Annotated in this window: 15 protein-coding genes; 5 read left to right on the top strand and 10 right to left on the bottom strand. The window is 66.2% G+C overall.

The window, feature by feature from the left end:
- Window positions 1-92 precede the first annotated feature (92 nt).
- On the bottom strand, window positions 93-296 hold the full coding sequence (locus tag QX204_RS27930) for a hypothetical protein (RefSeq protein ID WP_301903498.1): 204 nt from the start codon (window positions 294-296) through the stop codon (window positions 93-95).
- A 139-nt stretch (window positions 297-435) separates the two neighbouring features.
- Between QX204_RS27930 and QX204_RS27925 the strand changes: the two genes are divergently transcribed.
- Window positions 436-3,768: a P-loop NTPase family protein gene (locus QX204_RS27925; protein WP_301903497.1), complete on the top strand. Its 3,333-nt coding sequence runs from the start codon at window positions 436-438 to the stop codon at window positions 3,766-3,768.
- 45 nt (window positions 3,769-3,813) lie between these two features.
- On the opposite strand, the gene QX204_RS27920 is transcribed toward QX204_RS27925, so the two are convergent.
- Window positions 3,814-4,140 (bottom strand): hypothetical protein, encoded by a 327-nt coding sequence (locus QX204_RS27920; protein ID WP_301903496.1) that lies wholly within the window; start codon window positions 4,138-4,140, stop codon window positions 3,814-3,816.
- Window positions 4,141-4,280: 140 nt separating this feature from the next.
- On the opposite strand from QX204_RS27920, the gene QX204_RS27915 reads away from it, so the two are divergent.
- Window positions 4,281-7,319, top strand: coding sequence for a helix-turn-helix domain-containing protein (locus tag QX204_RS27915; protein WP_301903495.1), 3,039 nt, complete (start codon window positions 4,281-4,283; stop codon window positions 7,317-7,319).
- Between the two features lie 293 nt (window positions 7,320-7,612).
- On the opposite strand, the gene mobF is transcribed toward QX204_RS27915, so the two are convergent.
- The 7 genes from mobF to QX204_RS27880 form a co-directional block, all read right to left on the bottom strand.
- Complete coding sequence (gene mobF, locus QX204_RS27910) at window positions 7,613-13,516, bottom strand: MobF family relaxase (RefSeq protein ID WP_301903494.1); 5,904 nt, start codon at window positions 13,514-13,516, stop codon at window positions 7,613-7,615.
- Between the two features lie 323 nt (window positions 13,517-13,839).
- Window positions 13,840-14,268, bottom strand: a complete 429-nt coding sequence (locus tag QX204_RS27905) for a hypothetical protein (protein WP_301903493.1) — start codon at window positions 14,266-14,268, stop codon at window positions 13,840-13,842.
- An 80-nt stretch (window positions 14,269-14,348) separates the two neighbouring features.
- Window positions 14,349-14,840: a hypothetical protein gene (locus QX204_RS27900; protein ID WP_301903492.1), complete on the bottom strand. Its 492-nt coding sequence runs from the start codon at window positions 14,838-14,840 to the stop codon at window positions 14,349-14,351.
- A gap of 50 nt (window positions 14,841-14,890) precedes the next feature.
- Window positions 14,891-15,310, bottom strand: coding sequence for a hypothetical protein (locus QX204_RS27895; RefSeq protein WP_301903491.1), 420 nt, complete (start codon window positions 15,308-15,310; stop codon window positions 14,891-14,893).
- 89 nt (window positions 15,311-15,399) lie between these two features.
- Window positions 15,400-16,986, bottom strand: a complete 1,587-nt coding sequence (locus tag QX204_RS27890; protein ID WP_301903489.1) for a hypothetical protein — start codon at window positions 16,984-16,986, stop codon at window positions 15,400-15,402.
- 416 nt (window positions 16,987-17,402) lie between these two features.
- Window positions 17,403-17,945, bottom strand: a complete 543-nt coding sequence (ssb, locus tag QX204_RS27885; protein ID WP_301908131.1) for a single-stranded DNA-binding protein — start codon at window positions 17,943-17,945, stop codon at window positions 17,403-17,405.
- Window positions 17,946-18,123: 178 nt separating this feature from the next.
- A complete protein-coding gene (locus QX204_RS27880) occupies window positions 18,124-18,648 on the bottom strand; it encodes a MarR family winged helix-turn-helix transcriptional regulator (protein ID WP_301903488.1) in 525 nt (174 codons plus the stop codon).
- A gap of 91 nt (window positions 18,649-18,739) precedes the next feature.
- Between QX204_RS27880 and QX204_RS27875 the strand changes: the two genes are divergently transcribed.
- The 3 genes from QX204_RS27875 to QX204_RS27865 are packed head-to-tail and all read left to right on the top strand — an operon-like array spanning window position 18,740 to window position 20,695.
- Window positions 18,740-19,198 (top strand): SgcJ/EcaC family oxidoreductase, encoded by a 459-nt coding sequence (locus QX204_RS27875; protein ID WP_301903487.1) that lies wholly within the window; start codon window positions 18,740-18,742, stop codon window positions 19,196-19,198.
- Between the two features lie 52 nt (window positions 19,199-19,250).
- Window positions 19,251-19,916: an SgcJ/EcaC family oxidoreductase gene (locus tag QX204_RS27870; protein ID WP_301903486.1), complete on the top strand. Its 666-nt coding sequence runs from the start codon at window positions 19,251-19,253 to the stop codon at window positions 19,914-19,916.
- Complete coding sequence (locus QX204_RS27865) at window positions 19,913-20,695, top strand: SDR family NAD(P)-dependent oxidoreductase (RefSeq protein ID WP_301903485.1); 783 nt, start codon at window positions 19,913-19,915, stop codon at window positions 20,693-20,695. The genes QX204_RS27870 and QX204_RS27865 overlap by 4 nt, the downstream gene beginning before the upstream one ends.
- A 261-nt stretch (window positions 20,696-20,956) precedes the next feature.
- On the opposite strand, the gene QX204_RS27860 is transcribed toward QX204_RS27865, so the two are convergent.
- Window positions 20,957-21,442, bottom strand: coding sequence for a single-stranded DNA-binding protein (locus tag QX204_RS27860; protein ID WP_301903484.1), 486 nt, complete (start codon window positions 21,440-21,442; stop codon window positions 20,957-20,959).
- Window positions 21,443-21,451 lie beyond the last annotated feature (9 nt).

Below are 21,451 nucleotides of genomic sequence, written 5' to 3'. Positions count from 1 at the left end.
AGCTGGGTGCATCGGACGCGATCACAGCTGTCCTGTTGCTGCGGCTTGGGGGCACGCCCGTACCCGAGACCAGTGCTGGGTCGCGATTCGACCTACGGCGGGTCGGTGTCCTGCTGTTGGTCGGTGTTGGCGGGGAGGGCGGAAGGGCTTTTGATTGCCGCGATCAGGTCGCGGACGGCGTCCACGATCGGCAGGCAGGCACGCAACAGGTCGGTCAGGGCACCGGGGATCTGAGCGGCGTTCTGCAGCATGAGCACGATCAGGGCGATGAGGGCGATAATTTCGACGGCGGTCATGCTGGTAAGCGTTGTTCGGGAGGGGAATTCGGTGCATCCGGTGCGACGAAGTCCCGACCGGCCACAAGTCGGTGGCTCTTGGCCAGCACGGTCTGCCGAACGGCACTGAACGTCGACCGGGCATATGGAAGGGAACGTTGTGGCCGATCCGGACGACATCCACACTCGCGAGGACCTGCAGCGGGCGCTGGGTGAGCTCTACGCCCGCGCACACATCAGCTATGTGAAGCTGACCGAGCAATCGGGAGTCACCGCCTCCGGCAACACGATCCACGGCTGGGTTCACGGCACGACCTTCCCTCAGTGGGCGAATCTGTCCCCGGTCCTACGGGCCTGGGACATCGCCGACGACGAGTTGGGCGCGTGGAAGGACGCGCACAAGCGCGCCGACGCCGATGCCCGGAACCGGCCGGGGCTACCGCTGGACGAGGTACGAGACCCGTTCGCGCTGGAAGTCCACGAACCGATAACCGCCACCGATTTCGGCGTAGGTGCCGCCGTGGAGGTGCTGCCGCCCTACGTGCGCCGCGCTCACGACGACCGGCTCGCCGAAGTGGTCGATGACGCCCTGGCGGGAAACAGCGGGATCGCGGCGTTGCTCGGCGATTCCTCCACCGGCAAGACCCGCGCACTGTGGCAGGCGCTGGAACCGCTGCGCGCCAGCCGCGGGTGGCGGTTGTGGCACCCTTCGCCGTATCATCCGGAGAATCTGAGAGAGCAGTTGGACAAGGTCGGGCCGCACACGGTGGTGTGGCTGAACGAAACCCAGCGCTACTTCCTGCCCGCGAGCGAGCTGGACCGCGGGCGCCTCGCCGAGCAGCTGCGCACGATGCTGACCAACAAACGGCGAGCGCCGATCCTGATCCTGGGCAGCTTGTGGCACGAGCACTACAAGACCCTGTGCACTGATGCGGGATCGGCGACCCATAAACTGCTTGAGTTGGCCACGATTCCCGTGCCCGAGAAATTCACCGGCGCGGACTTGGCTGCCATGCGCGCCATTGCCGGTGAGGATCTGCGTCTGGCGATGGCGCTCGCGCGGGCCGAGAACGGCAAGATCACCCAGTATCTGGCAGGCGGCCCGGCGCTGATTCACTTCTACCGCAAGCACGCGAGTGTGCCGGGGCAAGCGGTGATCGAGGCGGCGATGGACGCGGTGCGCCTGGGCCATCCCAATGTTTTGCCGTTCACTCTGCTGCGCGACATCGGGGCCGAATACACCGACGACATCACCTGGGATTCTCTGGACGAAGACACCTGGTTCCAAGCTGCTCTCGACGAGATCCGCCAGCAGTCCAAAGGGGCGCGCGGACCCGTCACCCCCATCAAGGAACGACCGTCAGCTGCTCATACCGCTCGCCGACGTGCACGGCGCGCCAGCGGCGATTCGGGGCCGCCGGTGTACCAGTTGGCTGACTACCTCGACCAGCACGGCCGGCGTACCCGTGCCCAGCTGACCCCACCGCTTGGATTCTGGGATGCCGTTGCTGCCCACGCTGACCCCGATCACCAGAACACACTCGGCGATGCGGCATGGGACCGAGGGCTCTATCGTGAAGCCGCTCAACTATGGAAGAACGCTATTGGCCACGGCCACGCTGCTCTCAAACTTGTCACCCGGCTGTCCACCCTGTTCCCTGATGATTACGACCACGTCGACTGGGTCGCTGCCCACGTCCCTCTCGACGATCTGCACAAAATGGGCTGGCTGATCGGACAGTTGTGGGAGGTCGGCGCACGCACCCAGGTGCAGGCACTGGTAGACCGTGTTGTCGCCCACGCCCCCCTTGACCGCATATCCGGAGTGGCTGCGCTGATCGGACCGTTGTGGCAGGTCGGTGCACACACCCAAATGCAGGAACTGGTAGATCGCGCCGCCCCCAAAGTCGGCCTCGACAACATATTCGGAGTGGCTGCGCTGATCGGGCAGTTGCGGAGTGTCGGCGCACACACCCAGATGCAGGCATTGGTAGATCGCGCTGTCGCTTACGCCCCTCTCGACAATATATCCGGAGTGGCTGCGCTGATCGGACAGTTGCAGGAGGTCGGCGCACACACCCAGATACAGGCACTGGTAGATCGCGCCGCCGCCGATGTCCACCTCGACGATCTACCCGAGGTGGCCTGGCTGATCGGACAGTTGCGAAGGGTCGGCGCACACACCCAGATACAGGCGCTCATGGAACGCGTCGTCGCGCACTCCCCCCTCCACAGCATATCCGGAGTGGCTGCGCTGATCAGAGAGTTGCAGGAGGTCGGCGCACACACCCAAATGCAGGCACTGGTAGATCGCGCCGCCGCCGATGTCCACCTCGACGATCTACCCGAGGTGGCCTGGCTGATCGAACAGTTGCGGAGGGTCGGCGCACACACCCAGATGCAGGCACTGGTTGATCGCGCTGTCGCTTACGCCCCTCTCGACAACATATCCGGAGTGGCTGCGCTGATCGGACAGTTGCAGGAGGTCGGCGCACACAGCCAGATGCAGGAACTCATGGACCGTGCCGCCGCCGACGCCCCCCTTGACGATCTACCCGCAGTAGTCGGGCTGATCGAACAGTTGCGGAGGGTCGGCGCACACACCCAGATACAGGCACTGGTAGATCGCGCTGTCGCCTGCACCCCTCTCGACAACATATCCGGAGTGGCTGCGCTGATCGGACAGTTGCAGGAGGTCGGCGCACACAGCCAGATGCAGGAACTCATGGACCGTGCCGCCGCCGACGCCCCCCTCGACGATCTACCCGCAGTAGCCGGGCTGATCGATCAGTTGCGGAGGGTCGGCGCACACACCCAGATACAGGCACTGGTAGATCGCGCTGTCGCCCACGCCCCCCTCGACAACATATCCGCAGTGGGCTGGCTGATCGCGCGATTCCAGGAGGTCGGCGCACACATACAGATACGGGCACTGGTAGATCGCGCTGTCGCCAATACCCCCCTCGACAACCCCTCCACAGTGGCCTGGCTGATCGGCCAGTTGTGGGAGGTCGGCGCACACACCCAGGGGCAGGCACTGGTAGATCGCGCTGTCGCCTGCACCCCTCTCGACAACATATCCGGAGTGGCTGCGCTGATCGGACAGTTGCAGGAGGTCGGCGCACATACCCAAATGCAGGCACTGGTGGAACGCGTTGTCGCCCACGCCCCCCTCGACGGCCCCTCCGGGGTGGCCTGGCTGATCGGACCGTTGCAGGAGGTCGGCGCACTTACCCAAATGCAGGCACTGGTAGACCGCGCCGCCGCCCACACCCCCCTCGACATATCCGTAGTAGCTCGGGTGATCGGCCGATTGCGGGAGGTCGGCGCACACACCCAAATACACGCTCTGAGCGAGTGCCTACCGGCGGCGGGCGGGATGGAGGTGTTTCTTGACGTTCGACCCGATCAGAAGAAGAGGTTCCGTTTCGGTCGGGAGCCGACCGACGATCTCATTCCGGCCGAACCATGGTTGTGGACCGACCTCAAGTAGCAGGTCCGGCCTCCGGCCCACCAGTGGTCGGCAGGCCGGAGGACATCATTGCGCGTCGTTTCGCTCGACATCTGCTCGCCCGACACTGATCCCATTGTCCCCCAACCCCCGACCCCCAACCTGCGGGTTGGGGGTTCTTTCATGTCCGCATCCCGACGTCGGTGCCGACGCGCGGCGAGCCCTCGACCGCGAGTTGTCGGCCTTGGCCGGGAATTCGGTAGGGCGTTTTGCCGCCGCAGTCAGGTCTCGGACGGCGTCTACGACCGGTAGGCAGGCGCGCAGCAGGTCGGCCAGGGCGCCGGGGATGCGGGTGGCGGTCTGCAGGATCAGCAGGATCAGGGCGATGAGGGCGATGATCTCGGTGGTGTTCATGGTGGTAATCGTTGTTCCGGAAGGGAATTCGGTGCATCCAGCGCGGCGAAATCCCTACCGGCCCCAGGACGGAGGCCCTGGATGGGCACAGTCCGCCGAACGTCACCGAACACCGACCGAGGAAATGGAAGGGAACCGCGGTGGCTGACCCAAACGATATCCATACGCGTGAGGACCTGCGGCGGGCGCTGGGAGAGCTCTATACCAGCGCCGATATCAGCTACAACGACCTAGCTGGACGCTCAGGAGTCTCAGCCACTCAGAGCACGATCCATGCCTGGGTGAACGGCGACAGTTTCCCACAGTGGGCGAACCTGTTCCCGGTCCTGCGTGTCTGGGGCATCACCGACGACGAGCTGGATGCGTGGAAGGACGCGCACAAGCGCGCCGACGCCGATGCCCGAATCCGGCCGGGGCTACCGCTGGACGAGGTGCGCGATGCATTCGTGCTGGAGGTGCACGAACCGATCACCGTGACCGATGCCACCATGAAGTCGTTGCCGCCGTATGTGCGCCGAACTCACGATGATCGGCTCGCAGAGGTGGTGGAGCGCGCCCTAGCAGGCAGCAGCGGAATCGCGGTGCTGCTCGGCGATTCTTCCACCGGCAAGACCCGAGCACTGTGGGAGGCACTGGAACCGCTGCGCGCCCGACGCGGGTGGCGATTGTGGCACCCCTCGCCGTATCACCCGGAGACCTTGAGAGAGCAGCTGGACAAAGTCGGGCCGCGCACGGTGTTGTGGCTCAACGAAACCCAGCGCTACTTCCTGCCCGCAGGCGAGCTGGACCGCGGGCGCCTCGCCGAACAGCTGCAGACGATGCTGGCCAGCCGCCGGGCACCGATTCTGGTCTTAGGGAGCTTGTGGCACGAGCACTACGACACCCTATGCACTGACCCGGGATCCGCGACCCGCAAACTGCTTGAGCCGGCAGCGATTACAGTGCCCGAGGAGTTCACTGGCGCCGATCTGGTCGCCATGCGCGCCTTTGCTGGTGAGGACCCTCGACTGGGGATGGCGGTCGAGCGGGCCGAGAGCGGCAAGGTCACTCAGTACCTGGCAGGCGGCCCGGAGCTGGTCCACTTCTACGATAAGCACGCGAGTGTGCCGGGGCGGGCGGTGATCGAGGCGGCGATGGACGCGGTGCGCTTGGGTCACCCCAACGTCTTGCCGTTCACCCTGTTGCGCGACGCAGCGGCCAGCTATATCGACGACATCACCTGGGATTCGCTGGACGACAACTGGTTCGAAGCCGCGTTGTACGAGGTCAGTCGGAAATGCAAAGGGGCACGCGGCCCCGTCACCCCCATCAAAGAACGGCCGTCGGCGGCTCACACCCGTCGTCGGCGCGCAGGGCGTGCGAGCGTCGATTCGGGGCAGCCGGTGTACCAGTTGGCCGACTACCTTGAACAGTACGGCCGCCGTGTCCGCGCCCGATCAACTCCGCCCCTCGGGTTCTGGGAAACCGCCACCGAACACGCTGCCCCCGACCACCAGGACATACTCGCGAATGCCGCATGGGACCGGGGGCTCTATCGCGAAGCCGCGCAACTGTGGAAAAACGCGACCCGCCGCGGGCATGTCAAAGCGGCTGTCGCCCTGATTACCGAGCTGACCGACGTGTTCCCCGATGATGCCCACGATGCCGTCTCTGTAATCGCTCACATCCTCCTCGACGACCCGCGCGCAGTGGCCTGGCTGATCGAGCAGTTGCGGAAACTCGGCGCCCACACTCAGGTCGATGCGCTTGTGGGTCGAGATCCCGCTGCACATGTCGACCTCGATGACCTAGGCGGGGTCTCCATGCTGATCAAGCAGTTGCGCGAGGTCGGCGCGCACGCCCAGGTACGGGTGCTCGCAGACCGCGCCGCCGCTCAATGCCCCCTCGATGACCCGGGGTTCATGACAATGCTGTTGGGCTGGTTGTGGGAGGTGGGGGCACACACCCAGATGCAGACGCTTGTGGATCGAGGTCCCGCTGCACATGTCGACCTCGATGACCTAGGCGGGGTCTCCATGCTGATCAAGCAGTTGCGCGAGGTCGGCGCGCACGCTCAGGTACGGGTGCTCGCGGACCGCGCCGCCGCTCACGTCCCCCTCGATGACCCGGGGGAAGTGGCAGTGCTGTTGGGCTCGTTGTGGGAGGTCGGGGCACACACCCAGATGCAGACGCTTGTGGATCGAGGTCCCGCCGCACACGTCGACCTCTATGACCCAGATGAAGTCGCTTTGCTGATTGAGCAGTTGCGCGAGGTCGGCGCGCACGCTCAGGTACAGGCGCTGGTGGATCGAGATCCGGCCGCACACATCGACCGCGGCAGCCCGGCGGAAGTTTCCCTGTTGGTCGAGCAGTTGAGGGAGGTCGGCGCGCACGCTCAGGTGCAGGCGCTGGCAGACCGTGCCGCCGCTCTCGTCCTCCTCGGCGACCCGAGGTCCGTGGCAGTAGAGATCGACAACCTATTGGAGGTCGGCGAGCATGCTTTGATACAGGCGCTGGTGGATCGAAATCCCGCCGCATGTGTCGACCTCGACGACCTGTTCGGAGTGGGCTGGCTCATCGAGCAGTTCCAGGAGATCGGCGCGCCCGCTCAGGTGCAGGTGCTCGCAGACCGCGCCGCCGCTCACGTCCTCCTCGATGACCCGCTCGGGGTGGCGTGGCTGATCGGGCGCTTGTGGGAGGTCGGCGCGCACACCCAGGTACAGGCACTCGTTGAGCGAGATCCCGCCGCGCAGGTCGACATTGGCGGCCGTATACCGACCGGGGTGGCCGAGCTAATCGGCGAACTGTGCGGGGTCGGCGCGCACGCTCAGGTACAGGCATTAGCAGACCGCGCTGCCCAGCACGTCCTCCTAAACGACCCGTCCAGGGTGGCCCGGCTAATCGGCCAACTGCGGGAGGTCGGCGCGCACGCTCAGGTACAGGCACTCGTGGAGCGAGATCCCGCCGCACAGGTCGACCTCGATCAGCCGCTGCCAGGGATTCTCCTGCTGATCGGACAGCTGCGGGAGCTCGGCGCACACACCCAGATCCAAGTGCTGGCCGAGCGTCTGCCAGCAGCGGGCGGGTTTGCTTTGTTCCTGAAAACTCGTCCCGATCTGGAGCAGAAGTTCCGCTTTGGTCGGGCACCAGCCGACGAACTCACTCCGGCCGAGCCGTGGTCGTGGATCGATCTCGAGTAGCAGATCCCGGTACCCGTCCCACCTGTGGTGTCCGGGCGGTGCTCGATGGCGTTGTTGATCGGCGATCACCGCGAGCCACTGCGGCGTGGCCTCGTGACCTTGCGCGTTGGGAACCGAGCATGGCGAGCCGCCGATCGGCAGCTGTCTCGCTTCCCTGTACCGATCGTGGCACTACACGGATTCGGGAATCGGCTTGCGACTACCACAAGCGGCGCCCTCACGTGCTTCGACTCCACCACCGGACGAAAGGTGCCTAACGCAGGCGCTGGAGGTGATCCCTCCCTGTTTTGGTATTACAGACCGAGGTCGGTTCGATGACTTGGTCTGCTGCTGTCTGGTTCGGGGTACTCGGTGAAGGTGAAATCCTCAGCTGCTGAGGCGATTTCGATTCGCGCGTGCTCCTCGATCCGCCGTCTCGCGGGCGTCAAAGTTTGTCGCCGCAGGTGTTCTGCGCGGTGATTGGCTAGCTCGGATCCGAGCGCTTCCCGTAATACGGTTGCGGTTTCTTCGCGGACTGTGCTGGCCTCATCAGCGGCACGTGCCTGATCGGCCTGACGTCGGCTTTCGTCCTCGGCGGCGGTGCGCGCTGCTCGGGTGAGTAGTTCGTTGGCGTGACGGTTCGCCGCCCGCGCGGTGTTTCGGATCTGCTGGTGCTCTCCGCTGCGTTCGCGGTGTTCGTGGACCAGCGTGTTGATGCGCTCCTGCAAAGCCTTTCGCTGACGTCGCTGCGTCACTGGGAGGGCGTTGAGTTCTTCGCGCGCGGTCTCGAGTGCGTCGGAGGTGGTGTGGAGGTGGCGGATGGCAGTGTCGAGTTCGTGGGCGTGTTGTCGTGCGGTCATTTGTGCGTCATCGGCGGCGTGCCTGTGTTCGGCTACGGTCGGGTCGGGCTCGGTGTCGAAGTCGTCGTGTCGGGTGGGGGCGAAGAATTCGGCCTCGGTGGCGATGTTGCTGAGCCGTTGGGCGAGTCCGCCGATCGCGTCGGCGAGGTCACGATCGGACAAACACTGCAAGGGCGTGAGGACCGGGAGTGGTTGTTCGGTGAGCGGATTGCCGGTCAACCACTGTTGGATGACAGCGCGCCCGGCCTGGTCGAGTATCCGCCAGTCGCGGCGCAGCATCGCCAACACCGCTGGCGCAGGGTGTGTTTCGGCGATGTGGGCGCATCGCGCGGCGAGGTGCTCGGCTGGGTTGTGGTCGGGGATACCTGGCCGTTCGTTGTCTCGGCAGTCGTGGCACAGACCGTCGTCGGAGCGTCGTGGAGGTACGGGGGAGCTGGCGTTGCGAGGACGTTCGGTGCTGCAGTCGACGCACGGTAGGCCAACGATGGCGGGCATCGCGGCCAAGTCGTAGTCGATCGGGTAACCAGTACCTGCCGGTCGGAGCCGCTCCGCCGTAGGCGTCATATCGTGGCTGTCGGGAGCTCCCGCGTCGTCGAGGTAGGTGTCGAAGGCGTCGTTGCCGGCGGCCTGAACCGGGTCGAAAATTGCCCGGGTGACCGTGGAGTCGACGTGCTCGCGGTGCTCGTAGACGGGTCGGGATCGGTCATGGTCGGGTTTGGTGTCGCGGCGGAAAATATTCGGATCGGTCGAGGGTGTGCACGCGTGGATCAACCCACGGTGTTGCGGGAATTGTTGCTCGGCCCAGCGCAGTCGAGCCAGGGCGACGGGGAAGCTGTACTGGTAGAGGGTTTCCGAGACTGCGGTGAGCACCGCGTGTTCGTCGTCGGACAGCTCGGTGCTGAAGGTTCGGTATGCGGTGACAGCGTCAGCGACTCGCCCTGTCTCGAACAGTCGGGCGATGCCTTCGATACCGGTGAGGAGGTCTTCCTCGAGGGGGTCTCTGATATCGGTGACGACAGGAGCGTCGTCGGGTTCATTTGTGGCCGGCGCGGCTGTAGCAGAGCTGGCCGAGGGCTCCCTCTCGGCGTCTGGGGCGGTCGGTCCAGGCGCTGACGGTTCTGTGTCCTGGGTGGGTGGTTGCGGTGTCGGGGTGTGGTGGTGCAGCGCGTCGATGCGCCAGGCCAGTGCGGCGGCGAGTTGGTCGGCGCGCAGCGGTGTAGCGTCGTCGGGTTGCGCGCCTTGGAGAAGTTCGTAGGCAGTGACGAGTAGATCGCGAGGCAACCAGGTACTGGTGGCCCGTTCGACGGCGGCGACGACACGAGGCCAGGCCGGTTCGGTAGTGACTTGTTCGGTCATGTCGGTGCCCAGAACGGCTTCGAGGTCGGGTAGCCAGTCGGGTCGGAGTAGGTCGGTGCCGGTGGTGTCGAGGGCGGAAGGTTCCAGTTCCAGGCGCGCCCACAATGCTGCGGCGGGCATCTCGTCGGGCAACGGCCGCTGTGCGGCCGCGTCGGTCAGCAGGACGGTGATGTCGAGTCCGGAACGTGCGGCGAGGTCGATCTTGTCAGCCACGACCGGCCACAACGCATCGGTGCTGATACGAGAATCGAGGTCATCGACAACGTCGGCCCACCGATTGCGCGGCAGAGCCGGGTCACCGTAGGCGTCGATGACGCGTTGTTGCAGACGTTTCTGGTGCAGGCGTTCGAGGTCGGTGTAGCGGGCAGGGCCGGTGGGCCGGGTATCGGTGTCGGGGACGTGGAGTCCGGTCCGCCACACCGAGAGCTCGCCCAGCAATGAGGGATCGGTGCCCAGCAGTGGGCGTGCCCACGCGGGTGCGGTGGCCGGTGTCCACCCTGCCGTGGCATCACGGATCTGTTCGGCAAGGGCAGACACGATCCGTTCGCGTGCCCGAACAGGTTCAGCGAGAGCTTCATCGGCGACACCGGTGGGGAGTCCTGGCGTCCAGGGCAGAGGTCCGCTGCCGGTGGAATGCGCTCCAGAGGGATCCAGGCGCCAGTCCAGCACCGCGGCCGGATCGTCGGCGGTGTCGAGCTCGCGGGCAGTAGCCGCAGCGCGAAGTGCGGCTACTGGATCGGCGCCGGTGAGTGCGATCAGGGCCAGGTGTTGACGGAGCACCGGGTAAGCGGGACTCTCGGTCAAGTCGGGATGGATGGTGTCGGCGGCACGGTCGAGGTCTACGAGGCGGTCGGTGCCGAGGGCGTGTTCAGCGGCCAGGCCGAGGGTGTCGAGGTAGATATCGACCGCCCGCCCGATCCGCAAAGCCGGGTCGAGGGCCTCACGAAGCTCGGAGTGCGCTGACTTCTGTGCCCCGTCGCGAGCCAACACTCGCTGCAGAACTTCGACTGCGGTGCGCGGGTAGACGGCAGGTTCGGTGTAGATCGAGCCTTCGGCGCCGTCGAGCGCGGTCGCGATGTAGGCGTGGTTGGCGTGGATTCCGCGGGTCATCGCGACGTAGAACTGTTGGCGGGATTCGCGCCCGGACAGCGCGACATGGCAGGCGTCGGCGGTGATTCCTTGCGCGGAATCGATCGTCGCGGCGTATCCGAGGTGCACGTGGACGCGCACATACTCGACCGGAAGTCGTACGGTTTTGGCGCTGTCGGTGCCGCCGCGTCGATGCGAAACGGTCAGTGAACCGTCCTCGTGGACGTCGGTGATGGTCCACGAGTAGCCGTTGCGAACCCAGTCCGTCTGGCCGAAACGCAGCTTCGGGTTGTTGCGTCGGGTGCGCACGGTGTCACCGACGGAGCCGGAAAGACCGTCCACGAGGGCCACTTCGGTATCGGGTTTCGTGCCGGTTCGGGTGAGTCTGTCGGCGCGGGCGCGTGCGTTGAGCGCGCTCACGACCTTGTGTGTGGGCGCCAACATGACCGCGTCGCGACCGGCGACGTTGTCAGCGGCCCATGCTGTGTAGGTGTCGTCGTAGACCGATCCGGTGTGCCCGGCGTGGATGCGGTCGTTGTCCAGATACCAGGCCAGCGCGGCCGGGTCGCCCTCGCGCAGCCCGATCGACGCCGATGCTTCGCCGGTGGATGCGAACCGGACGACGTGCGACAGCGTCAACGTCTGTTCGGGGGAGGCGGCGTTCATGTCGGCGTCGGCGCCACCGGCGTCGATCGCGGGCAGTTGCCGGTCGTCGCCGATGCAGCGCACTGTCGCGCCGCGTCGGGAGAGGAACTGCAGCAGTTGGAGCCGTTTGGTGTTGCCGAGTTTGACGTGCTCGTCGACGATCACCAGCGTTCGGTCGTCGATGTCGAGGACCCATTGCGGCAACGACGGCGGATGATCCCGCACGATCGTGGGCGAATCCGTGCGGGGGGAGTGGCGGTCGATGACGTCGAGCAGCTTGTCGACGGTCTCGGCGCGGGTGCTGATCGACTCCCCGAGCACAGCGGCCGCCGCAGCGGTGGGCGCCATGCCGAGGACGGTGCCGCCGCTGGAATGCCATGCGCTGGTGAGGACTTGCATGGCAGTGGTCTTGCCGGTTCCGGCAGGTGCGTTGGCGGTATGCACGCGCAACCCGGAGGTGGCGAAGGAGGAGATGACACCGATCTGGCCGGCATTGAGCGGCCGATCAGGATGCGCTGTGTTGTAGTCCGTGACCGCGCTGGTCAGTAGTGCGGAGTCCAGGGTGCGGGCGCCGGGCTCGATCGACAGCTCGATGAGTGCGGCTTCGACGTCGAGAGTGGCTTCGGTGGTGTAGATCTGGGAGTTCGGTCGAACGTGAACGGGGCTGCCGTCGCGGTGGCGCAACCAGGCGGGCACCGCCCGCAGCCCGGGCTCTTCGGTGAGGTCGGGATCACCGCGCGCGACCGCAGACCGTGGCGAGAGCGCGGCGACGACGACTTTGTCGGGAACCCAGTCCCAGTCGGCCGGGCTGATCTGGCCGCGCAGTTGGCGTTCGATCTCGGCCCGCAGATTGAACGGCCGCCATGTCGAGCGTCGCTGCGACGCTGCGGCCAGCGCGCGCTCGGCGGTCGCGGCGATGAAGACGGCGTCCGGGTCCGGGCGAGGTATCCGCGGCACCGCCACCACGCGTATCGCTACCGCTTCAACCGGCTCACGGCCACCGAGCAACGTGGTGGCCTGGGCCGACCAGGTCTCACTTTGCTGGGTGTGCGATTCCGGAAGGTGTTTGGCCGGACGGGTATCCAACGTCGCCCGGTCGGCGAGACCGTAGACCTCCTCCGGGGTCGGTTCGCGGCCGAAGGTTGTCTGGAAATCGGCGGTGAGTTGGTCCAGGCGCGCGTTGATCGCGGTGCCTCGCTGCGACCAGGCGTGGATCAGTTCCAGCGGGACGCCGATGACCTCACGGACGGGGACTTGGTGGATGTTGCGGTCGGGGCGGGTTTCGAACTGCAGGTTGAGAGCGAGTTCGAGATGGTGCTCGAGGCGGGAGTCGTAGATCTCCGAGACCGTGACAGCGGCTTCGTGGAACAGCCGGGAGTCGATCGTGCGCCATTTCCCGTCCAGGGTGCGGACCTTGTTGGCGATCAGGACGTGGGTGTGTAGGTCGGGATCGCCTGCGCGGCTGTCGCGATGGGTGAAACAGGCCGCGACGATCCCCTCGACTTCGACGTGGCGGACCCCGTTACGGCCGAGCCGGGTGAACAAGCCGTTGCGCTCCAACCACGTCAACGCATCACCGATCGCGCGTTGGTGGGCGGCCTCGATTCGGGCTGCCATGTCCGGTGGGGCCAACGCCCACAGCACCGACACACTCTTCACCGGGGAGAAGGCGATCTCGAGACCTGCCAGCGCGGCCTGGTTCGCGCGCGAGTTTTTGGCGACCCATCCCGACAACTCTCGTGCGTTCAGGGGTGGGCGACCGTACTCGTCAGTGAACATTCCGGTCGCGAGTCGTGTACGAATGCGCGCACGTTCATCATCGGGAATTGCGGCAGTGGGCTCGAGATTTCGTTCTGAATTGTGCGCACGGTAGGCCTCGGAACAGCGCTTCCGATACTCCGAACGGACCTTGTAGATGGCGAATTTGTTGCCTAATTTGGTTGCCTTCTCAGCCGTGCGGGTGGCGTCGCGGTCGTTGGCGCCGAGCGCAATCTGGCGTTGGAAGACCTCGGTCTTGATCTGCTCGGCGTTCGGGTGAAGGCCCTGCCCGAACAGCGACTTCATCTGTTCCTCGGTCACTTCCGTACCAGCGGCGATGCCGAGCGAGGTTAGTCCGGTGCCATGCCAACGTCCGGGTGCTTCGCCGTGGTCGGAGTAGTACTGCGACAGCGATGACCGCCCGCGAGCTGTCCTGTCGTTGGCGGCGGTTTTGCGCAGATAATATTGGTAGCCGTTTCCTGCGGCGACTCGATGAATGGTCGCGACCATGCCTCCATGAAGCATCGCGAATTCCCTTGCCGCAAGGGGCAATTTATTCGCTTGGTCTACGCTGGACGACGATGGACAACTATCGACACGGGCGTTATCGGATCGGTATCCGAGATGCCAGATGTCTGCATGTTAAAAGGGGCGGAGAGAAGCGAGGAGAGGTGTGTGGGAGCGTGAAAGAGGGTGCGGGAGTAGTGGCGAGAGGCGCGGCGTAGGGCAGGCATGGGCTGGATGCAGCGGTGGTGAGTATGGCGGGCTACTGCGGGGTGCTTCGGGTGGGGATCAACGGGTGGAACGCGGTTGATCCCCACCCGTCGGCGGGCTCAGTCCGGCGCTGCGATCGGTTCCCAGCCGATCGGCGCGCAGGCGTAGTGGCGTCCGCTGAGCGCGACGACGTCGCCGACCGAGAGCGAGCGGCGTCCGCCGCTGTACCAGCGGGTGGTGAGGTGTTCGTCGCCGGGTTCGGGGTGGTCGTTGAGTGCATCGAAGATCCGGCCGAGCACGACGTCGTCGGGACCGCTGGTGTCTCGGGCGAAGACTCGCTCGAGCAAGGCGGTGTCGGCGAGGCGGGGTGTGAGGTCGAGATCGAACCGGTCGGCGAGGGTGAGTGCGGTGCCGGGGGTGTAGCCGGTGATGAGCGCGAGTGGGTCGTTGGCGAGATAGACGGTGACGAGGACCGATCGGCGTCGGCGCAGGGCGCGGGCAGCGACGACGCCCAGTCGTGTGAGGTAGCGGCGGGCTCGGTGGAACACGAATACCTCCGGTGAGAGTGGAATGGGTTGGGACACCAACTCGCTGTCCGGTGACGGTGCGGCCGGGTGGCGGCGCTGGGTCAGACGAACCAGGCGCGGAACTGGATTTCGGTGTATCCGGTGGGCGCGGTGTCAGCGACGCTGATGCGTTGGCGCGCCCAGGATCCGATCAGGCCGTGTTCGTCTTCGAGGTAGCCCTCACCGCCTTCGACGGTGAGCGCGGCCAAGGGATGGGCCTCGTCCTCGGTCGTGGAGTCGTCGAGGAGGTACACGCGGCGGTCGTGGTTGATCAGGTACGGGCCGCTCGCGCGATCGGGGACCGGCGTCTGAGGGAGCGCGTGGGAGAGCTGACGGAGGTTAGCCGGTGGCTGGGTGCCAGGTTCTGGGTCGGCGGACGCGCCGACCCAGACGATGCGCGTCGGTGTCGTGAGGATTCGTGCGACGTCGGAGACGAACCAGTCGTCTTGTCGGGTGGCGTGCTCGGCGAGTTTGTAGAAGATCTCTGGATCGAGGTGGCCGGTGACTGTGTCGGAGTCCTCGGCGAGGAAGACAGGTTTGAAGGGTTGGCCCATCGCGGTTCACCTTTCGGATCGGGTGTAGGTGCAGTGGTGAGAGCTGGGGGTCAGCCGGGTGGTGGGACGTGCAGCCACCCGAGCGCGGTACAGGCGTAGTGACGTGAGCCCAGCGCGATGACGTCTCCGACCATCAGGCGTCGGCGCGCGGGGCTGTAGCCACGGCGGGTTCTGTGGTCGTAGGTGTCGGGGAGTCCGTCTCGTGCAGCGTTGGCGTGCTCGGTCACCGCTCGGTCGTCGAAGCTGGGTTCGAAGGCGTCGTGGAGGATCTCGACGTCGGTGTTGCGCGCTGAGACGTTGACGAGGAAACGGTCGGTGAGGACCAGGGTCATGCCGGGCGGGTACCCGCGCAGCATGGCGTGCGGTTCGGTGGCCAGATGCACGGTTACGCAGAGCTGCCGCAGCACGGAACCACTGGGTTGTTGCTGGAACCGGCGGCGGGCGCGTGGGAGATGGGCGCGGCCGAACACGAGAAGCCTCCATCGGGTGAGCGGTTGGGGCACCCGGTCGCGCGGTGCCCCAACCGACTACGGAGAAAACGGGTCGGGCGAGGACGAGATCAGGCGGCGGTGTTGTCCTGCGCCGCCGGCACGTACAGGCCGAGGTAGACCCGGCACTGGGTGCAGAATCCGTCGTCGTGGACGGGCAGGTACTGGGTGCAGCCCTCGCACCGCCCCGCACGTTGGCCGGGGGGAAGTTCCCGCGCTTGCCTGCGCGGCGCGGGCCGCACCGGCGCGGACTCGTCTTCGAGGTCGGCGAGGGTGGGCGCGCCGGGAAGTTCCGGATGCGTGGCGAGGAATCCGTCGACGACACGGATCAGCCACTCGGGTGCCCGTCGACGTACCTCGTCGAGGAGCGCGCATGCCGCGTCGGGGTAGTGCTCGGCGAGGTAGGTGCAGTACGCGGTGGCGAGTTCGGACAGTTCGAACCCGGACTTGAGTGCGGGCAGACCGGTGCGGTTGTCGCTGCGGCAGTAGTCACACAGCCCGTCGTCGGAGCGCAGCACTCCGTCACGGGTGTGGATGGGGCGTTGGTCGGTGGCGGCGCGTTCGACAAAGCACGACACGCACCGCCATCCCGCGACGGGGTTCATGGCGGTGCGGAAGTCATCGAGCCCGTTGCCCTGAAACAGGTAGGAGTCACGACGGTCCGAGCGCGAGCCCAGTCCGGTGCGTCGTTCGGCCCACAGCAACGAGTGCTCGTGCGACTTCACGGGAGCACCGGCCACGGCGCGGTCGAGGTCGTGTTGGTCGGCGACGAAGGCACAGTACTGGTGATCCCAGATCGCGTCGGAGACCTCGGTGGGCAGGGGTGCACGCTCGCCAGGGCGGCGAGGCGTCCAGCCCGGGGTGGTCCCGGTGAATCGGACACCACGAGCGAGCAGTTCGGCCATGCGTTGGCGCAACCTGGCTTGGGTGTCGACTTCGGTGTCGACGAACAACGACTCGGCGACGTAGTCGGCGACTTCGAACGGCTCCGCCTCGGCGGGCCGTCGTTTGCCCCGCGCGCCGACACGGGCACGGATCTGCTCGGGCCGCAACCTGGAGGCATCGACGGCCCGGGAAGCGGGCAACGTCAGTCGGGGCAACGGGTTGCGCCACAGGCGGATCGATTGGCGTGGCATTTCGGCGGCGAGGAGTTGGACGTGGAGCTTGGCGAACTCGTCGGCCGCGGTGGTCTCGGGATCAGGGTTGGCTTTGGCCCGGGCTTCCAGGATTTGGGCGAGGTCGTGGTCGGCGTGGGAGTGCAGGACCGGGTCGGTGTCGGGGACCAACCGCACCAACCGTGCCCGCTCGAGGTCATCACCGGCAGCCCACCGCGCGCGCAAGCGCCGCAACGCTGCCTCACGCGGGTAGAGGGTGAAGACTTCGACCATGTAGTCGAGCACGTCCCAGTCGGCGTCGGTCGCCAGGTCAAGCGCGCCGCGGAACGCACGCTTGGCGGCGCGACGGTCACGCTCGAAGGTGAGCCCGATCGCGGAGATCGCATCGAGGAACGCCGCGGTGCCCGGCTCCGGCACCGGCTCGACAGCGGGATCGGGAGTGACGGTGGCGAACTCGGCCGGTGTGACGAGTGTCGGACCGATGAAGGTGCTCGGGTCGAACTCGGGCTCGACGACGCTAGTGCCGATGGCGCCTATAGACACAGGGGTGTGAGGGGCTACGAGGGTGGACACAGCAGATCTCCTGACTAGGACGAGAGATTCGACGGCACCCGGGCGCGCTGGAACTGCCACGCTTTTCGCACAAAAGAGGGTGCCGGGCTGGGGTGGGCCCAGCCGAGGGCTACCGACCAGGACCGTGGGCGACACGACGGCGGGAACGCGCCTGGGCGTGCGGAAACGAATTCCCCGCGCTGACAGCAAGACCAGTGGGTGGGGCTGGTGGTGGCGCGGGGAATTCGTTTGTGCCGGGCGCGGGCCCGACGGCGTGGCGCACGCGGTCCTGGTAGCCCTCGATCGGCTGGGCCCACCCCAGACCGTCACCCGGACACACCACCTCCCGACAACCTCACGACCGTCGGCCGCCGACCTATCCGGATGCGGTCAGGAGACCGGCGCGCTCAGAACGGTGGTTCGCCGAAACCTGCACCGGCACCAGCGAGTACAGGCGTTTCCCACGACTCACGCCCGTCACCACGATCGGTGGCGTCACCGGCCCATGGAGCCGAGGGCCCGCTCGCCGTGGGGGTCTCGCTGCTCGTATGGGTGGTGGGTACCGTGGCGTCGCGCTGGCCGAACCCACCGCCGCCAGTCCGGCCGGTGGTGCGGGTAACTTGGGCGCGGGCGAAACGCAAGCTGGGCCCGAGCTCGTCGACCTCGAGCTCATAGATGGTGCGCTTGTCGCCGTCGCGGGTTTCGTAGCTGCGCTGCTTGAGCCGTCCCATCACCAGGACTCGCGCGCCCCTGGACAGCGACTCCGCGGCATTCTCGGCGGCCTCGCGCCAGATGTTGCAACGCAGGAACAACGGGTCACCGTCGCGCCATTGGCCGGTGTTGCGGTCGAAGACCCGTGGCGTGGAAGCGACGGTGAAGTGGGCCACCGCCACACCCGAGGGCGTGAAAGTGAGCTCGATCTCGGAGGACAAGTTGCTTATCTGCACTATTGAGCGCGGAGAGCGGTGTTGCCCTGCTTCCTGGATCAGAGTGGTGTCACGCGGAGCGAGTTCCAGGTGCCGTCGAGGATGGTGTCGTCAGGCCAGTAAGCGCGGTCTGGCCGACCATCCCGACTCTGGCCCGGCTCTCGATCGAGGATTGTGATGTGGAACGCGGGGCGACGAGTGGTCACGTGCTCGCGGAAGGGGTTGGGGGAGCGGTGGCTTCCTTGGGTTTGGGGCCGGGGCGGCGGCCTCGCGCGGCGCGGGCGCGGATCTCTTCGGCGGCTGCCCGGTATGCAGGGGTTGCGTGTGCGAAGTAGTCGAAGAGGACCTCGCGTTGCTCGGCTGTGTAGCGGTCCAAAACCTCGGCGATCAGTCGGCGAGCGGGACCGACCACGTCCTCGATGTCGGGGAAGGTCTCGGCTGAGGCTTCGACGATGACCCGCCGGCGGTCGGCTGGATCCGCGGTACGGCGTAGGTAGCCCGCTTTCTCGAGGCGGTCGATGAGCCGGGTCGTCGCACCGGTGGTCAGGCCTACGCGGGCGGCCAGGTCGCCCGAGCTCATCTGCCCGGCCAAGGTGATCAGGCTCACCGCGTACCACTCGATGGGTGCGAGTCCGGCGGCTTCCGCGCCGGCCATGCCGTGCAGGCCCACTGCGTCGAGGTACTCACGGAAGATCTGGTGCTGATCTCGAGGTGCCTTGGTTGCCATCGGTGCAGATGCCCCCTATCGTGATAGTTGCAATAATGCAGATATTGTTGAAGCGCAGATTCTGCTTCATCTTAACGATAAGGAGGACGGCATGACCACTCAGGACGACAAGGCGGCCATCACCGCGGTGATGGCGGAGATGAACACCGCGTGGGCCCGCAACGATGCCGACGCCTACGGGGCACTGTTCACCCAAGACGCCACGTACGTCACGTTTGTCGGGACCTGCTACAGGGGCAGGGCCGACATCGTGGAGTGCCACCGCACTTTGTTCGGGAAGTTCTTGAAGAACACCAACCTCGCCGGGGAGATCATCGACATCCGGTTCTACGGCCCGGACACCGCGATCGTCACCGGCCGCGGCGACACCTACAAGGGAGCGACCGCGCCCAAGTCCTCGAAGCTGTCGAAAGTGCAGACGTGCACGTTCGTGCGCGAGGCGGACGGGCAGTGGCGGGTGGCGGCGTTCCACAACACCCAGCGCAAGCCGCTGATGGAAGCCATCTCCTTCAAGGCCGCCCCCGGCACCATCCCCGCCGCCCAGAAGTGACCCATCCATCCCCGCACAGCACACCGCTCTCCACACACCGAAGGACTCGAGCATGACCACCGACCAGAAACCCGCACCCCAGCAAGAAGCGAAAGACCCGGACTCCAGGAAATCTCCCGCAAGCCCCCGCCGACGATGGGTGCGCACGCTCGGCATCGGCCTGCTCGCGATCGCGGTCGCGGGCAGCGGCGGATATCTGTGGCTCGACGCCTCCTCCGACGTGCACAACGCCGGTCAGAACGAGTGTGTGAATGTCACCCCGACCGGCCAGGCTTCCCCCGGCGACCGCGACGCGGTGTGCGGTGTACTGGAGTCGTTGATCGACGCCTGGGACCGCAACGACGCCGTCGCCTACGGCTCGCAGTTCACCGAGGACGCCACCTACGCCACCTACGTCGGCAGCTACTACGAGGGCCGCGCCGACATCGTCAACTCCCACAAGGCCCTCTTCGGGGGATTCCTCGAGGGCAGCAAACTGGCCAACTCCTACCTCGGCATCCGCTTCCTGTCACCCGACACCGCCGTCGTCACCGGCCGCGGCGACGACTACACCGGAGACGCACCGGACGAGCTGTCCAAGGTTCAGACGTACACGCTCATACGCGAGGCAGACGACCGGTGGCGGGTCGCGGCTTTCCAGAACACCCAGCGAAAGTCCGTCATGGAGCGCATTTCGTTCATCCTCTCTCCGGACACCCGGCCGGAGGCCGAGAAGTGACTGCGCCGCCGACCCGTCGCACGGCCCTGGTGACCGGCGCGAGCGAGGGGATCGGCCGCGCGCTGGCCCACGCGCTCGCCGCAACCGGGTATGCAGTCACCGGCGTCGCGCGCAACGAGGACCGCTTGCACGCGGTCATCGAGAGTCTGGGCCACGGCCATTCGGCGCTCGTCGCGGACCTGGAGACAGAGGACGGCCTGGGGCGCGTGGTCCGCGCCGTGCAGCAGAACTCGTTCGACGTCCTGGTCAACAATGCGGGCACCGCGACCGCTGGGCCGTTCACCGAGGTCCCGATGGAGCGCGCGGCGGCCATGTTGGACCTCAATTGCCACGCGTTGGTCGCCCTCGCTCACACCTTCCTGACCGGGGCGCGTCCAGGTGACGCACTGATCAACGTCTCGTCCACCCTCGCGTTCGCCCCCATGGCGAACCTGAGCGTGTACTGCGCCACCAAGGCCTTTGTCACCTCGCTCTCGGAATCCTTGTGGCAGGAGCACAAAGCCCGCGGCGTCTACGTCATGGGCTTGTGCCCTGGGATGACTGCCACACAATCGCAGCCGCACGACGGTGCCGATGTACCCGCTAGCCTCGTGCAGACTCCCGGACAAGTCGCCGTCAGAGCCTTGTCGGCACTACACCGGCGTAGACAGCCCACTGTCATCTCCGGCAGGGTGAACACTCTGTTTGCCACGGCTGCCAGGGCCTTACCGCGCCGGACGGCCCTGGGCCTGCTCGGAACCGGACGAGAGTCTCCCGCCCCTCGAGGCATACGCCCATGAGCAATGCGTTACGACCGGGCCCGCATCAACCTCGACCGCCACCCCAACTACATCCTCGCCGCCTACATGGCCGCGGGCACAGGCGGACACAACACACGCACCTGCCGCACAGCGCGCGGTTCGAAACGGCCACAGTGGATTGTAAGTCCGATCGTGACGTCGATTATCGGGTTTCGCGGCGAAACAAGCCTTGGGGAACTGAGACGCTTCGATCAGCTGACCCACGCCCAGAAACCATGACATGAGTGATTGTGGGGAGGATCAGAACTGCGCTTGGTCCTCGGGAGTCTCAGGGCCCCCGTCAGCGAGGACCGTTTCGCGGAGCGGCGCCGCGGTTCGCGGATCTCCGCCGCCGAAGCTAGCCCGTCCGTTCTGGGCATCGGCGTTGGCCCTGGTGATTTTCGCGGTGGCGAACATCAGTGATGCACCGATGTCGTCGATGTCGAGCTCGACGACGGAACGCTTTTCGCCCTCACGGGTTTCGTAGTTCCGCTGTTTGAGGCGACCGGTGACTAGCACCCGCGCGCCTCGGGCAAGGCTCTCTGCGGCGTGTTCGCCGAGCTTGCGCCAGGCGTTGCAGCGCACGAACAAGGCGTCGCCGTCTTTCCATTCGTTGGTGTTGCGGTCGAAGACCCGTGGGGTCGAGGCGATGGTGAAGTTTGCGACCGCGACGCCGGCTGGGGTGAACCGGAGTTCCGGCGCCGCGATCAAGTTGCCCGAGATTGCGAGGGTGGGATCTGTAGCCATAGGGGTTCG

Origin of the sequence: Nocardia sp. PE-7, assembly GCF_030486425.1 — a bacterium.
Taxonomy (GTDB): domain Bacteria; phylum Actinomycetota; class Actinomycetes; order Mycobacteriales; family Mycobacteriaceae; genus Nocardia; species Nocardia salmonicida_A.
This window is presented reverse-complemented; position numbering and strand designations above follow the sequence as displayed.

Bases quoted from the DNA above. Each gene is read 5' to 3' on its own strand.
- QX204_RS27930 (WP_301903498.1), bottom strand. From the start codon at position 296: ATGACCGCCGTCGAAATTATCGCCCTCATCGCCCTGATCGTGCTCATG.
- QX204_RS27920 (WP_301903496.1), bottom strand. From the start codon at position 4,140: ATGAACACCACCGAGATCATCGCCCTCATCGCCCTGATCCTGCTGATC.
- mobF (WP_301903494.1), bottom strand. From the start codon at position 13,516: ATGGTCGCGACCATTCATCGAGTCGCCGCAGGAAACGGCTACCAATAT.
- QX204_RS27900 (WP_301903492.1), bottom strand. From the start codon at position 14,840: ATGGGCCAACCCTTCAAACCTGTCTTCCTCGCCGAGGACTCCGACACA.
- QX204_RS27880 (WP_301903488.1), bottom strand. From the start codon at position 18,648: ATGGCAACCAAGGCACCTCGAGATCAGCACCAGATCTTCCGTGAGTAC.
- QX204_RS27875 (WP_301903487.1), top strand. From the start codon at position 18,740: ATGACCACTCAGGACGACAAGGCGGCCATCACCGCGGTGATGGCGGAG.
- QX204_RS27870 (WP_301903486.1), top strand. From the start codon at position 19,251: ATGACCACCGACCAGAAACCCGCACCCCAGCAAGAAGCGAAAGACCCG.
- QX204_RS27860 (WP_301903484.1), bottom strand. From the start codon at position 21,442: ATGGCTACAGATCCCACCCTCGCAATCTCGGGCAACTTGATCGCGGCG.